At 36.6% G+C, this 15,023-nt stretch carries 12 protein-coding genes; 4 read left to right on the top strand and 8 right to left on the bottom strand.

Annotated features, from left to right (window positions below; translation table 11 throughout):
- Positions 1-72: 72 nt before the first annotated feature.
- Both EV197_RS01300 and EV197_RS01295 read right to left on the bottom strand, forming a co-directional pair.
- Positions 73-1,686, bottom strand: coding sequence for a DUF1501 domain-containing protein (locus tag EV197_RS01300; RefSeq protein WP_130284930.1), 1,614 nt, complete (start codon positions 1,684-1,686; stop codon positions 73-75).
- A gap of 8 nt (positions 1,687-1,694) precedes the next feature.
- Positions 1,695-3,224, bottom strand: coding sequence for a DUF1800 domain-containing protein (locus tag EV197_RS01295; protein ID WP_130284929.1), 1,530 nt, complete (start codon positions 3,222-3,224; stop codon positions 1,695-1,697).
- 103 nt (positions 3,225-3,327) lie between these two features.
- Here EV197_RS01295 and EV197_RS01290 point away from each other — a divergent pair, with 103 nt between their 5' ends.
- Genes EV197_RS01290 through EV197_RS01280 form a run of 3 tightly spaced genes read left to right on the top strand, consistent with a single transcriptional unit; the run spans position 3,328 to position 5,501 of the window.
- Entirely contained in the window at positions 3,328-4,221 is an 894-nt protein-coding gene (locus EV197_RS01290; protein ID WP_130284928.1) for a S66 peptidase family protein, read from the top strand.
- A 2-nt stretch (positions 4,222-4,223) separates the two neighbouring features.
- Entirely contained in the window at positions 4,224-4,583 is a 360-nt protein-coding gene (locus EV197_RS01285) for a YraN family protein (protein WP_130284927.1), read from the top strand.
- Positions 4,584-4,598: 15 nt separating this feature from the next.
- Positions 4,599-5,501, top strand: coding sequence for an aldo/keto reductase (locus EV197_RS01280; protein ID WP_130284926.1), 903 nt, complete (start codon positions 4,599-4,601; stop codon positions 5,499-5,501).
- A gap of 36 nt (positions 5,502-5,537) precedes the next feature.
- Here the strand turns inward: EV197_RS01280 and EV197_RS01275 are convergent, their stop codons facing one another.
- The 4 genes from EV197_RS01275 to mfd form a co-directional block, all read right to left on the bottom strand.
- The gene (locus tag EV197_RS01275; protein WP_130284925.1) at positions 5,538-6,440 is read right to left on the bottom strand and encodes a DUF2268 domain-containing putative Zn-dependent protease; all 903 of its coding nucleotides are present in this window, start codon (positions 6,438-6,440) and stop codon (positions 5,538-5,540) included.
- Between the two features lie 91 nt (positions 6,441-6,531).
- A complete protein-coding gene (locus EV197_RS01270) occupies positions 6,532-7,443 on the bottom strand; it encodes a helix-turn-helix domain-containing protein (protein WP_165388970.1) in 912 nt (303 codons plus the stop codon).
- Positions 7,444-7,659: 216 nt separating this feature from the next.
- A complete protein-coding gene (locus tag EV197_RS01265) occupies positions 7,660-7,953 on the bottom strand; it encodes a hypothetical protein (RefSeq protein WP_130284923.1) in 294 nt (97 codons plus the stop codon).
- A gap of 193 nt (positions 7,954-8,146) precedes the next feature.
- On the bottom strand, positions 8,147-11,506 hold the full coding sequence (gene mfd, locus EV197_RS01260) for a transcription-repair coupling factor (protein ID WP_130284922.1): 3,360 nt from the start codon (positions 11,504-11,506) through the stop codon (positions 8,147-8,149).
- Positions 11,507-11,653: 147 nt separating this feature from the next.
- Here mfd and EV197_RS01255 point away from each other — a divergent pair, with 147 nt between their 5' ends.
- Complete coding sequence (locus EV197_RS01255) at positions 11,654-12,997, top strand: dihydrolipoyl dehydrogenase family protein (RefSeq protein WP_130284921.1); 1,344 nt, start codon at positions 11,654-11,656, stop codon at positions 12,995-12,997.
- On the opposite strand, the gene EV197_RS01250 is transcribed toward EV197_RS01255, so the two are convergent.
- Positions 12,994-13,785 carry a tryptophan-rich sensory protein gene (locus EV197_RS01250; protein ID WP_130284920.1) on the bottom strand — a complete coding sequence of 264 codons (792 nt, stop codon included), beginning with the start codon at positions 13,783-13,785 and terminating at the stop codon, positions 12,994-12,996. The two genes, EV197_RS01255 and EV197_RS01250, sit on opposite strands and share 4 nt — an antisense overlap.
- A gap of 77 nt (positions 13,786-13,862) precedes the next feature.
- Positions 13,863-15,008 (bottom strand): aminotransferase class V-fold PLP-dependent enzyme, encoded by a 1,146-nt coding sequence (locus EV197_RS01245; protein ID WP_130284919.1) that lies wholly within the window; start codon positions 15,006-15,008, stop codon positions 13,863-13,865.
- Between the last annotated feature and the right edge of the window lie 15 nt (positions 15,009-15,023).

Genomic DNA, 15,023 nt, shown 5'->3' with positions numbered 1-15,023 from the left:
AAAGGTAAGAAACCCCCACCAAGTTATACAAGGTGAGGGTTTAATTATTCTATAAAATCCTATCTAAATAGGTTATGAAATGATTATCGATTTGCTGTAATTTCCATTACCGGTTTGGATTTGGTATACGTATGGACCAGTACTCAATCGAGTTTGAGCTGCTTCTTTAACATTAATTACGTATTGTCCTTCTAATAACATCTCGTTTCGAAGCGTAGCTACCTTTTGGCCTACAACATTATACAAAGCAATATCTACGTGCGTAGTTTGTGGATTGAATATGTTGATATAGGTTTGACTATCACTATATGTTACAATATGAGTTAAACCTTCGCCATCATTAGGGATATTTGGATTTGTACCAGAACAGTTAAATCCTAAATCTAAGGATTCAAACTCGGCACCTAACAATGCACGGCCCACGGTGCTTTGATCGATACAGAGCCAATCTTTCATCACCGTAGCATACACCTGTCTAAAATCCGTAGTGTTATATACGTTTCCTCCTCTACTAAGGTTTGATAAATCTGGGTGTTCTCCTACAAATCCGCTACCGTTTAATCCAGTTCCAAAAAACATGATAGGAGCAGCAGTTCCGTGATCGGTACCTAAAGATCCATTTTCTCTAAAACGACGTCCAAACTCTGATATCGTCATCGTTAAGACTTTGTCATCCCATCCAGCAGCAGCAAGGTCTTTGTAAAAATTACTTATTCCTTCGGAGAACGAATTAAGCAACCCTTGATGTCTTCTTATCTGATCGTTATGGGTGTCAAAACCTCCTAACGTCACTAGAAAAACCTTGGTACCTAGGTTACCTTTAATCAATCTAGAAATGATATTAAACTGTCGTCCCATGCTATCATCGAGATAGCCACCAAAATCTGTAGAGCGCTCATAAGCTGCACTAATGGTTTCAGCATAGGTAAAGGTAGTGTTGGTAACTTCTCTAAGGTGTCTTAGTCGATCTTCATAGGTACAATCACCTAATTCTGAAGTGTTATAAAAACGCTCGTTTTCAATAATTTGCTCTAAACGTCTTGGGTTAGAAACGGCAAAGGAAAAATCATTCTCTGGTCCTCTAAAAATTAAGTTTCCTATACTTCCTATTTGGATTGAAGGTGGGCTTGGCGGTGGATTGAAGATATAATCTGGATAAATTTCCTGAAAATATCTCCCCATAAAGCCAGATCTTTCCTCTTCTACCAAATTGGTATGTGCCCAAATATCAGATCCAGTAAAATGCGACAATGAAGAATCTTCATAGCCTACCCCATGTACAACTTTCATTTGACCTTCGCCCCAAACCGATTCTAATTTGTTCATCGGTTTTGGCATGGCAAACTGATCTCTTTCGAGATTGATAAATTCACTAGGAGGTATTCTAATCAATGGACGCGCATTAGCATAGATATCATAATCATATACTGGAATAATGGTGTTAAAACCGTCGTTACCTCCTTGTAATCGAACAATGACTAAAATGTTGTCATTCTCTGACTGACTTAACGCAGCTGATAAAGGGGAAGGCTTAGATACTGAAAGCGAGGTATTCGCTAGCATCATAGATCCGCCTCCTACAAGACCGAGGGCCTGCAAGAAAGATCTTCTGTTCCATTTTTTGTGATCTTCAGTATTACAAGATGCAGCGGATTTAGTATATTGATGGTGGTTATGTTGACACATGGTAATTCTTATTTAAGTTGAAATTCGGGGATATCTATAATAAAATCAAGAAGCGCAACAAACTGATCTGCTACTTCATTATAGCTCAATCGCCAGATATTTGGATCTGTTGCATCAGGTTCGTAATAGGTCGGAGGAAAGATATCCCTAAAAACACCTGAAATTTCATCAAATAAAATTTGATCTTCGATTCCTCTTGGGAAAAAGTAGTTGATTAAAGCTCTAACGGCAATATCAACATCGGCTCCACTTAGTGAAACATCTAATACCCCATCTGCAGCAGTACCTATAGGTAGTCCTACTACAAAATCTCTGAATTGCGGTTGATTTTCAGCCCAAGCTCTTGTGATAAAAAAACGAGCAACTTCCCATCTGCCAATAAGGTAATCCGGGCTTATCCAATCCTCGTCGCCTTGCCATCCTTCAACGTCGATCGGGTTTAATACATCTTGCCCTAAAGTTCTACTCGCATCTCTTAAAAAATCTATAGTATCAAAGTCCGCAGGCAAGGAGAATCCTAATTCATTATAAAAGCATAGTGTTAAGTCCAACGGACTTTTTATGATGGATCCAATGGCTTCCATGTCAAAAAAGTGCTGACTTTTAAATACTTGTCGTAACACCGGTGCAAGTTCAAAGTTATTAGCGATAAAAGTTTGCGCCATCTGTGCAACAATGTCTTCGTTACAAGTGGTACTTACAAAATAAGTATACAATTTAGCACAAATAAAGGTTGCGATTTGATTGGTACGCTCTTGAAATAAGATGTTAATTACATCATCATAGCCCCAGTTACCGCTTTGACCAAATATGGTTTTGGTATCATTACTAAATTGATTGGCATTGAATAAAATATCCCCCCAGGGGATATCATTCGTATCTACATATCCGGTTAACGCCTTCGCAGTTTCTCTAATATCTTCTTCGGTATATCCGTTGTCTACGCCTAACGTAAATAATTCATATAACTCACGCGCATAGTTTTCATTAGGTCTATCCCTTACATTCTCATCGCCATTGAGATATTCTAACATCGCATTACAAATCCCAATGTCATACACAAAATCTCTGAAATTGCCGATGGCGTGTAATTGTAATAAATTATAATATTGTGCCTGATAGGCCGGACTTCGATAAGTATCGTCTTCTGTTACAAAATGGTTACTCCAAAATAAGGTTAATCGATCCCTCAAGTTATTTTGAAGCATATCTGTAGTCATCTGCAATTTACCTTGCAGTTTATAATATCTGGTATCGTTAGCTTCATTGGCGTCCTCAGCAGCTTCGAAATCATCGCGATTCCAGGTAGACCAAATAGGAGGCACGGTTGGCGCCAAGGCCAAGGCTTCATCTACTAAAGAATCTACCAGTGCTTCTGGATTATTTTGGGCGAGGGCATCTAAGACCTGAGCTTTGGAGGCTCCAAAACCAACCCTGCGGTATAAATGATGTATTCGAGTGACATTCCAGGGATTTTCTGGCGTGGGTACGTAAACGTCTAAGGATGCTAAATTACAAGAAGTAGTATCTGGCGACATAGGTTATTTAGATTTAAAGCAAAATTTAAGGGACAAATTCTTCCTAATATAATATATTAAAACGAAAGTATTTGTTACTTAGTATACTAAAAACAGATTTTAAATGTTAAAACCTACTTTTTTAACAAAAGGAGACAAAATTGGTATTGTTTCAACGGCTCGCAAGGTGAGTAGTAAAGAAATTAAAGCTTCCTTGAAGCTAATCGCATCTTGGGGTCTAGTACCTATATTAGGCAAGACTATTGATAAGGAATATCATCAATTTGCGGGTACAGATAATGAACGATCGGCTGATTTTCAATCAATGATTGACAATGATGAAATAGCAGCGGTTTGGTGTGCCAGAGGAGGCTACGGAACAGTGCGAGTAATTGACGAGATCGATTTTTCAAAGTTTAAACAACAACCCAAATGGATTATAGGATATTCTGATATTACCGTTTTGCATACGCATATTCATAACTTAGGTGTAGCTACTATGCATGCTCCAATGCCCATCGACTTGCATAAGTGTTTACCCTCTGCGATTGAAGGGTTTAAAAATTCAATTTTTGGGACACCAAAAAAGCTTGTTTTTAAGGGATATACTGGAAATAGGCAAGGACATATGCAAGGAGAATTAATAGGTGGTAATCTATCCATGTTATATTCACTTTGTGGATCAGCATCGGCCATCGAAACCACAAATAAAATCATTTGTATTGAAGACCTGGATGAATATTTATACCACGTAGATCGAATGGCTCAAAATTTAAAACGTAATGCTTTTTTTGAAAATATAGCGGGTTTATTAATCGGGGGAATGACAAAAATGCACGATAATACAGTACCTTTTGGCAAAGATGCTTTGCAAATCATAGCGGAAATAGTTTCAGATTATAATTTTCCGGTGGCCTTTAATTGTCCTTTTGGGCATGTAAAGAATAATCAAACCTTACTTTTTGGAACTGAAGTGGCTGTGCAAGTTGGTGAAACCGTAACCCTTAACTACCTTTAGGTATGGCACAGCATAACGAATTAGGCAAAAAAGGAGAGAAACTAGCAATTGCGTTGCTAGAAGAAAAAGGGTATACAATACTCGAAAAGAACTATAGATACCGAAAGGCAGAAGTGGATATTATCGCCACAAAAAATGAAATCTTGGTAGCAGCCGAAGTCAAAACCAGAAGCACTCCTGAATTTGGAAACCCACAAGACTTTGTAAAGCCCAAACAAATACAACATTTGGTTGCGGCCATGGATTACTACATTACCGAGAATGATTTGGATTTAGAGTTACGTTTTGATATTGTAGCCATTATCGAGAATAAGTTGGGCCGGAGAATTGAACATATCGAAGACGCATTTTATCATTTTTAATCGTATTTTATACTTATGTATTATCGTTATTTAGGAAACTCTAAACTGAACGTAAGCGCGGTGTCTCTAGGATGCATGTCACTTCCTGTTTCAGACCCAACGCTTGCTACTTCAATTATTCATACAGCATTGGATGGTGGGATTAATTTTTTTGATACTGCAGATCTTTACGACAAGGGTAAAAATGAGGAAATTCTTGGGAAAAGTCTAAAACATTGTCGCAAGGATATTATCATCGCTACTAAGGTGGGTAATCAATGGAAACCAGATGGTTCAGATTGGCTTTGGAACCCTAAAAAGGAGTATATTTTAAAAGCAGTAGACCAAAGCCTGAAGCGATTACAAACGGATTATATTGATTTGTATCAACTACATGGCGGAACGATAGAAGACCCTATTGACGAAACTATCGAAGCTTTCGAACTCTTAAAAGAACAAGGTAAAATACGATATTATGGAATATCGTCTATTAGACCAAATGTAATTAAAACGTTTGTAGCTAAATCCAATATAGCATCAGTGATGATGCAGTACAGCTTGTTAGACCGTAGACCTGAAGAAGAATGCCTTCAGCTATTACTAAATCATAACATCGGTGTGTTGACCAGAGGTACTCTTGCAAAAGGTCTGTTAGCTGGTAAAGAGCCGAGTGCGTATTTGGAGCATACCAAAGAAGAAGTAGTAAAATATACAGACACGTTACGAAATGCTACTGTGGAAAACAAACCGCGCTCTCACACGGCTATTGATTATGTTTTAAAACATAAAGCTATAAGCACAGCAGTGGTTGGTGCTAGTACTGGGATTCAGGTCGAAGAACTAGCCAATTATGGAAAACTAGAAGTAATCGATATCAATCAATATGCTTTGTTAAAACAACATTTTCCTCAACGTATCTATAAAAATTTTAGAAATTAGGCAGAAAACTAATTCTGCCTAATCTTTTGCTTACTTTTAATCCGTTTGAAAATCGGTAAGCGCTAAAAGTTCTATAGGCTGTTTAGTAGTCCATTCGCTAATGCTTAACGTGTTTTCTTTTTGCAATGCGTTGTTGGTAATGGTATAACCGAGTGCATATCCACCCCACTTAGGATAGTTGTCGGAGCCAAACATTACCTGCAGCAAAAATTCAAAATCTTGATTGGTAAGTTCAGGCAAAAGTGATTCCCAAAGTTCTTTTTCTTCTTGTTTAGATAAGGTTTCGGTCCAGGGAGTTCTTACCTTCGGAAATAATTGTTTGGCAAAATAGTCTGCTCTACCTTCAAAACACATAAAATCCAATATATTCCATCCGGTTATTTTATGATAATTTTGTTTGGTCCAGTAGGCGTGGTAATACTCGTGTGCAACCGCATAACTCAGCATTTTTTCCCAGCCATTGATCGTTGGGTCGATGGAGAGCAATATCGCATTTTCTCCTGCAGTTAAGCCAAATACACCACTCATTGTATCGGACATAAAATTCAGTTCACTTTTAGGAGGGATTACATATATCGATAGTTGATCAAGAGGAATACTAGTAGTACACTTTTCAAAACTTTTTTCTATCAATTCCTGTATCTTGGCTTTATTGGATTTGATCTGTTTCACTTGACTGGTAAGTTTTTCATTATTCACTGTTTCGCTTGCTAGTTCCTCGAAGACAAAGGGTGCGTATTGACTGGTTTTAAAATAGGTGCTATAAATCGGTAGCTGTACGGTTGAAGTGTACAACTCTTGTTGGTCTGCAGAGCTATTAGCTTTTTGTAGATAGGCTTCATAGTGATCCGTTAAAAAAATGACATCGACTTTGTTTTGTGAAAATAAATGGGTTGCAGTAGTGCATAGAAGCAATGTAAATAGAGCTACTTTTTTCATAATAATTTGTTTTAAAATTAGACAATAGTTGTTTGGGCTATCAAGTTTAGAAGCTTGATAGCAGTAAGGGAATTAAAATTTATGAAAGAGATTACGGAGTGGTCAGTTCTTTATATTTGGCTTTGATCATTTGGCTTACTTTATAAAGAAGAATAATTTCTAAAATGATAGTAGGTGTAAGGAAAAAGAGACCTACAATAGCAAGCAAGACCGTAATCATAAATCCGTAACTAATGATCTCAAAGATGCCGGTCACCAGGGCTATAGTGCCTAAGATTTTTTGTAGTCTTAAGATGCCTATTCCAAAGAGTAAGCCAATTATTCCATAGGTTATGGCTTGCGCTCCTAAAACAAATTGGTACTCAAAAGTCCCGGTAAATAAAGATAGTATATCATAACAGTAAAAAACACATCCTATGAATATGAATATGAAAGCTGTAATTCTAAGCAGATAATTATTGAATAGTTTACCAGTAAGTACAAATCCTCTGGTAAATAATACTAAAGAGACTAAGACCAATAGTTTAAGAACAATATAAAACACTGTGCTTACAACCATTTCGTTATTTTCGTAACGTGCATAATCTACAGCGATTTCACCAAAACCGAGCATAAAATAAATAATACCACTAATCCAGGCGAAGTTCAATTGTTGTATAAGATGACCAGCCTCTTTTGAGTCATCTATCTCTAAGTGAAAGAATCGTTTAAATTCGTCAGTAATGGTATTGCTTTCGGATTTAATGTCTTTTAAATTATAATCCAAGGCGGAGAGTATAGTTTTGATGGTATAACTTCTCGGGGTAACCTCACCGGCTTCAATACGTTGAATGGTACGTACACTTATGTTGCATTTTTCAACAAGCTCCTCTTGCGTATAACCTTTCGATTTTCGAAGTTCAGAAATTTTAAGACCTAATTCTGGCTGTTTCATAATACTTGCATTTTTAGAAAGCGGACTACTTACTGTTGTTTGTTTATCAGTATTCGTTTTCTCTTTCATTTCTGATGCAATATTAAGGGATGGCTTAAATATCTCAAATGATTCCGCTTGACTTTGACCCGTCATTAACCCGACAAACCAACGTTTATAAGGGGTAAGAACAAAGTACTTTAAATATAATTATTGCGAAATATAGTAAATATCTAGATGAAATAAAGACTTAGGAAGTTAGCCAATTAAATCAGATAATAGTATAAAAATAGAGGTAAATGAGGATTAAGCAAAAAAATGAATTCCTTCCAGGTATTTTTTTACTTCCAAAAACATACATTCCTTACTGATAAAGTCTTCAATATTATGACAGATATGATACCCTAAGGAATAGTTCATTGCGAATTCTTCGATATTAATAAGTTCTGGGTGGTTGCGATAATTATTTACTTCTTGTCGAAATTGATCTTTAATTTTAGCATAATTAAGTACATAAAGTTTCGGATATGCAGAACGACGGCTTCGCATCCTTGTGGTTTTTTTTGAGTTGAGGAGAAAACTATATCTTTCTTTATGCATCTTGGTTAATAGCTATCGTTATTTAAAAATAGGAATAAAAGAAGCATAAATTAGATACATTAAGAATAAATTAACACACTTTATCCTGTAAAATATGCTTTTTACCGATAATCTATATTATTTTTACGGTTTTTATGTACTTTAAAATCTAGTGTAATTATTTTATAACTAATTAATTACAAGTATTTTATCGTTATTCGGAATGTTGAGTTGTGGTTTTCAAAGGTTGTAAAACTTGTAATGCTTTATCAATGGAGTTTATTTTTTCAAAAGTAAGTAATAAACGTAGCCCATTTCGGGTTTGTTTTTCTTTCATTTTTACGCTTGAAGCATGTGTTTGTACATACTGTAACACTTTGGTAAACGTTGGGCTTTGGTAAAAGTCGGATTGCTGATCACTGATAAAGTAGCCCACCATTTTGTTGTGTTTCATTACCACTTTTTCTAATCCAATGGAGGTAGCGATCCATTTAATCCTAACAGAGTTTAGTAAATCAACAGCAGGCTCAGGGAGTTCTCCAAATCGGTCAATGAGTCGTTGTTCATAGGCCTGCAGTTCATTTTCGGACTTGATGTTATTTAATTCCGTATATAGGTTTAAACGCTCCGAAATATTATTGATATAGTGATCCGGAAATAAAAGCTCAAAATCAGTGTCGATCTGAGTGTCTTTGAGATAAACTTTATCCTTGTTTTCATCGGCATAAAGTTCTTTAAACTCTACTTCTTTAAGTTCATCGATAGCTTCGTTTAGAATTTTTTGATAGGTGTCAAACCCAATTTCATTAATAAATCCACTTTGTTCACCCCCCAATAAATCACCAGCTCCTCGAATTTCTAAATCTTTCATGGCGATATTGAATCCACTTCCTAATTCAGAAAACTGTTCTAATGCTGTGATTCGTTTACGTGCATCTTCAGTCATCGCTGAGTACTCCGGTGTAATAAAATAACAGAATGCTTTTTTATTACTTCTACCAACCCGACCTCGCATTTGGTGCAGGTCCGAAACGCCAAAGTTATTGGCGTTGTTGATAAATATCGTATTGGCATTAGGAACATCCAGGCCACTTTCTACAATGGTGGTGGAAACCAAAACATCAAATTCGCCATTCATAAAGGATAGCATTAATGTCTCTAACTTTTTACCTTCCATTTGACCGTGTCCTATTCCTATTTTGGCATCAGGTACCACACGTTGAATCATACCAGCTACTTCTTTGATATTTTCTATTCTATTATGAATAAAAAATACCTGACCTCCGCGTTGAATTTCGTAGCTTACAGCATCTCTAATTACCTCTTCATTAAATCGCACTACCTGTGTTTCTATAGGATATCGGTTAGGGGGTGGAGTAGTTATCGTTGATAAATCCCTAGCAGCCATTAAACTAAACTGTAACGTCCTGGGTATTGGAGTGGCGGTTAGAGTTAGGGTATCGACATTTTCTTTTATGGTTTTTAATTTGTCCTTTACTGCAACTCCAAACTTCTGTTCTTCGTCAATGACCAGTAACCCTAAATCTTTAAATTGTACATTTTTGTTAACCAATTGATGGGTGCCAATAATGATATCGACTTTTCCCTGTGCTAAATTTTCAAGGGTTTCTCTTTTTTGCTTTGCCGTTCTAAACCGGTTAAGGTAGTCTACTGTTACCGGAAAATCCTTTAGTCGTTCTCTAAAGGTTTTAGCATGCTGAAACGCTAAAATCGTAGTAGGTACTAACACCGCTACTTGCTTTCCATTATCTACCGCTTTAAAGGCAGCTCGGATAGCCACTTCGGTTTTACCAAAACCAACATCACCACAGATCAATCGATCCATAGGTCGTTTACTTTCCATATCTTCTTTTACGGCTGCAGTAGCGCTACTTTGATCGGGAGTGTCTTCATAGATAAAAGAGGCTTCGAGCTCGTGCTGCAAATAACTGTCTGGCGCATATTGAAAACCTTTCTGTAATTTTCTTTTGGCATACAATTGAATGAGGTTGAAAGCAATTTCTTTTACCCGCTTCTTTGTTTTTTGCTTTAAGTTTTTCCAGGCTTTGGACCCCAACTTATAAATTTGAGGGGCTTTACCGTCCTTGCCATTGTATTTTGAAATTTTGTGTAATGAATGGATGCTTAGGTAAAGGACGTCACGTTCGCCATAAATTAATTTGATTGCTTCCTGCTTTTTTCCTTCAACTTCTATTTTTTGAAGGCCACCAAACTTACCAATACCGTGATCAATATGAGTTACATAATCACCTACCTCTAGGTTGGTAAGTTCTTTGAGTGTAATGGCTTGTTTTTTAGCATAGCCGTTTTTGAGACTGAATTTATGGTAGCGTTCAAAAATTTGATGATCCGTATAACACACTACTCTTGATTTATGATCAATAAATCCCTGAAATGCTGAAAACACAATCGTCTCATATTGCTTCACATCCAGATCTGCATCATCAAAAATATCATGGAATCGTTTGGCTTGTTGCTCACTTACACAGAAGATGTAGTTTTTATAGCCATCACTGTGATTTTCATTAAGGTTTTGGATCAGTAGATCAAATTGTTTATTAAATGAGGGTTGCGGTTTGGTGTCAAACACTACCGTATAATCAGCCTTAGTCATCGGTCGTCTTCCGATTTCTACTAAGGTAAACTCAAGGAGTTGTTTTTTTAATAGGGTTGAAGTACAAAACAATTCTTCGGGAGCACTGTGTTTAATGTCCTTGGACAAGGTTTTAAAGGCTTCTTCTGCTTTTTCGGTGTTTTTATCAATCTGCGAGCTTAATAGGTCAATATCTTGTACAAACACTACAGTCTTGGCTGCGATATATTTTAAAAAACTTTCTCTGGTTTCCTGAAGCGTTTTGTTTTCTACATTGGGGATAATCATAATCTTTTTTACTTGATCAGTAGAAAGCTGTGTCTCTACATCAAACGTTCGAATGCTATCAACCTCCTCTCCAAAAAATTCAATTCGATACGGATTATCATTACTAAAAGAAAACACATCAACGATACCCCCGCGAACCGAAAATTCACCTGGTTCAGTAACAAAATCTACTCTTTTGAATTGATATTCAAATAAAACTTCGTTGACAAAGTCTAGCGAAAGTGTATCACCGCGGTTGATTTTTAGCGTATTTTTTTCTAATTCTTTTCGGGTTACTACTTTTTCAAAAAGCGCATCCGGATAGGTAACAATTAAGGCAGGTTTTTTTCGTGAGTTAATTCTGTTGAGTACTTCAGCCCTGAGCAATACATTCGCATTGTCGGTTTCTTCTATCTGATAAGGTCGGCGATAACTCCCCGGATAAAAGAGTACATTTTTGTCACCAAGTAATTGCTCTAAGTCATTTAGGTGATAGGCTGCTTCTTCTTTATCATTAAAAATACATAGAATAGGAGCTTCTACTGATTTAAAGGCATTTTCAATCACAAAGGATAAAGAGGAACCAACTAGTCCTTGTAGGTGAATATTGGCTTGATTTTGTGCAATAGCAGCTTTCAGTTTCTGCAGTTGCAGAGACTGTGCATAGAGCTGCGAGATAAGGGATGTACTCACGAGATACAATTTTGATGCAAATATAGTATCATTAGAACAGTTATCGTACCCAAAAAAAAGTGAATAAGTGCTAAATATTAGTAAATGGGCTAATTAACTCTCAGTTTCCTGTTTATTTTAAGGGTGAAAACGATTTGAGATCTTAACATGACTGAATTTGATGTATTTGTAATAGGCAGTGGTATTGCAGGGCAGACCGTGGCAGAATCCTGTGTAAAATCCGGAAAAACTGTGGCTATAACAGACAATAGGGCTTATGGTGGAACCTGTGCCAATCGCGGATGTGACCCTAAAAAAGTGATTCTGGGCTTTACCGAAATACTACAAAGGTCTAAACAACTTTTGCAAAAAGGTATAACGAACATTCCTGAAGTTAACTGGCATCAAATTAAGGATTTTAAAAATAGCTTCACTAACCCTGTTTCTGAAAACACAGTAGAAAAATTAAAAGATTTAGGTGTCAAGTTGTTTTATGAGTCTCCTCAATTTATAGATAAATCTACGCTTCAAGTAGGCGAAGAGAAAATTAAAGCCAAACATATCGTAATTGCTACAGGTTTAAAGCCAAGATCTTTAGAGATCAAAGGTGCTGAACACACACTGGTCAGTGATGATTTTTTAGCCTTAAATAAATTACCCAAAAGAATGTTATTTATTGGGGCGGGTTATATTGGGATGGAGTTTGCCCATATTGCTGCACGATTAGGAGTTGAGGTTACTATTTTACAATCCGGTGACCGGCCCTTAAAAAATTTTGATTCAGATATGGTGCAACAACTAGTTAAGGCGACTAATCACTTAGGTGTGAAGCTAATTGTTAATGCCGAAGTAACGGCGATAGAAAAATATGAGAACCAAAAAAAGGTCTACTATCAAACCGAAGGAAATAAAAAAGAAATTATAACAGATGTTGTTTTTAATACCACTGGTAGAGTACCAGCCATTGACCTACTGGACTTGTATAGAGGAAGTGTAGCGTTTACTGATAAAGGAGTTAGCGTCAATGAACATTTGCAAAGTATAACAAATCCTAGAGTGTATGCCTGCGGAGATGTTGCGGAACGTGGGGCTCCACTGACTCCTTTTTCAGGAAGAGAAGGTAGCATCGTAGCTCATAATATCCTAAATGGTAATCAGCAAAAAGCTATTTTTCCTGTATTTCCTTCTATTACTTTTACCTTACCCAACTTGGCAAAGTTAGGTTTGTTAGAAGAAGAAGCCAGAGCACAATACACCAACATTTCTGTTAATTATAACGATGCTTCTACTTTTTTTAATGCAAAGCGCATAAACGAGTCCATTTATGCGTATAAGACTATCGTGAATACGGCAAACGATCAAATTCTCGGCGTGCACCTTATTGGACCACAAGCAGCAGAAGTAATTAATGTATTTGCTGTTGTAGTACATCAAAAAATGACTACAACAGCACTCAAGGATATACTATTCGCTTACCCTACCTGGGGCAGTGATGTAACCTATATGTTTTAACTGAGGATCTGCTCTTTTGAAGTAGTATGATAAGATTTTTTGAGTAAAAACTGCCCAATGATGGTTACTGCGAGTAATATGGCTCCTCCTAATGCCATATATGCAATGCTGTTGTAATCTCCCTGGTGCCGTACATATATTGCTATTAATGCCCAAACTCCAACTGACCCGAATACTCTCATATTCCGATTCAGAATCATAAATAAATTGAGTACTACTGCTATGGCAAGTATGATTAGTGTCCAGCTGACCTCAGATAGTCCAAATCCTTTCCATTCTATTTTGGTAAGATATACAGAAATATTTGCGATTGAAGCTACGGAAATCCATCCTGCATACAAACTGATGGGCCATTTCTTCAGAGTAAATAGATATTTAGGTGACGCACCATGGTTGATGTTTGTATTGATGATTATTTTGAGTAAACAAAATAAAATTCCAAGCATCACTAATACTGAGGCTGCGGTATATTCATATACAAATACAACTACCCAACTGCCGGTAAATACATTGGCCAATACAAACCAATACGAAGTTTTTTCAATATAATCACCTTTTTCTGGAGAGTTATAAGCTGTTCTTATCTGATTAATTGAATAGGCAATAAGTCCGGTAAAAATTAATAGCCAAATAGCAAACGCATAACTAGACGGGGTGAATAAATTATCATATTTTCTGCTTAAAGCGGCTACATTGGTATCGTTAAAACGTACAGCTTCCGCGATGTAGTTGATAGCTATGAGGTAAATTACTGACAGTAAATTGAGAATTGCGAGTCTTTTTTTCATTATGTGAAGGGTTTTTAGAGTTTTAAGATAATGTGAAAATAGTGTTGAATCCGTATAAAGTTAAAAAAAGTAAAACATTATTCGGTTAGTAAATTACTAAGTAACTCAAGATCTTTTTCCTCATTATAAATATGCGCTGAAACGCGAATAGCTTCTCCACGATAGGATACATATATTTTGTGCTCGGCCAGTTTTCTTTTGATGGTATTCATATCATGATTTTCGGTAAGATATATACCAAAAAGGTGTGAAGCTCGGTACTTATCATCTTCAATGAGATAACCCGCTTCTTGCAAGCTTTCGATACAATTCGTAGTTATGGTAGCAGCGTACTTTTGAATCTGAGCAGGTTGCCATTCGATTAATTGTTCAATAGCACGAGTAAGCATTGGAGTTAGTATAAAGTTGCTGGATTCGCCAACAGAATAGCGACTCGCTTTATCCTGGTAATTACTCTCATAACGTGTAAGACTTGAGAAATCTTCGCTATGCATTCGGTTCATCCAGTTTTCTTCAATAGGAATGCCATCATTGAAAGAGTCATTATAATATGCCATACCAAGTGAATAAGGGCCCAATAGCCACTTGTAACCCCCACAAATTACTGCATCAACAGGTATATCTTGAATGGAAAATGGATAGGCGCCTAAACTTTGGGTCGCATCAATGATTAATTTAGCACCAAACTGTAAGGATTTTTCTCGAATTGCTTTGAGGTCAAATAGTGTTCCGTCTGCCCAGTGGACTTGTGCCATAGCAATGCACGCGGTTTTGCTATTAATAGCCGCTAATATGCTTTCATTCCAGATCTTACCTCGTTCTCTAAAGTTTTTGGGAGGCTTGATTAGGGTAATTTTTGCCTCTTTTTGATCAGCAATCCTTTTCCAGCTATAATAATTGCTAGGAAACTGCTCTTCTACCAAAATAATTTCATCACCTTTCTGCAGCTTGATATTAGTAGCAGCATTTGCAATTCCGTAAGAAACTGAAGGAATTATCGCAGTATTGGTATAATCTGATGCACCGATGAGTTGTGCAAAGCGCTTTTTTAATGTTACCCGACTGCTAAAGAAATCTTGTGGAGGAGTACTACTAGGATCCTCTTTTTTAAGCAAGTTAGTGATCCCAATTTCAGAAACGGATTTTAATTGGGGAGACATATAGGCACCATTGAGGTAAGTGATGTCTTCGGATAAGGTAAAAAGGTGTTTTTGACATTTCATAACTACAAGATTTTC

The organism is Aquimarina brevivitae, from assembly GCF_004216895.1.
In the GTDB taxonomy this organism is placed as follows: Bacteria; Bacteroidota; Bacteroidia; order Flavobacteriales; family Flavobacteriaceae; genus Aquimarina; species Aquimarina brevivitae.
Note: the sequence above shows the minus strand (reverse complement) of the source record. Positions and strands in the feature narration are given on the sequence as shown.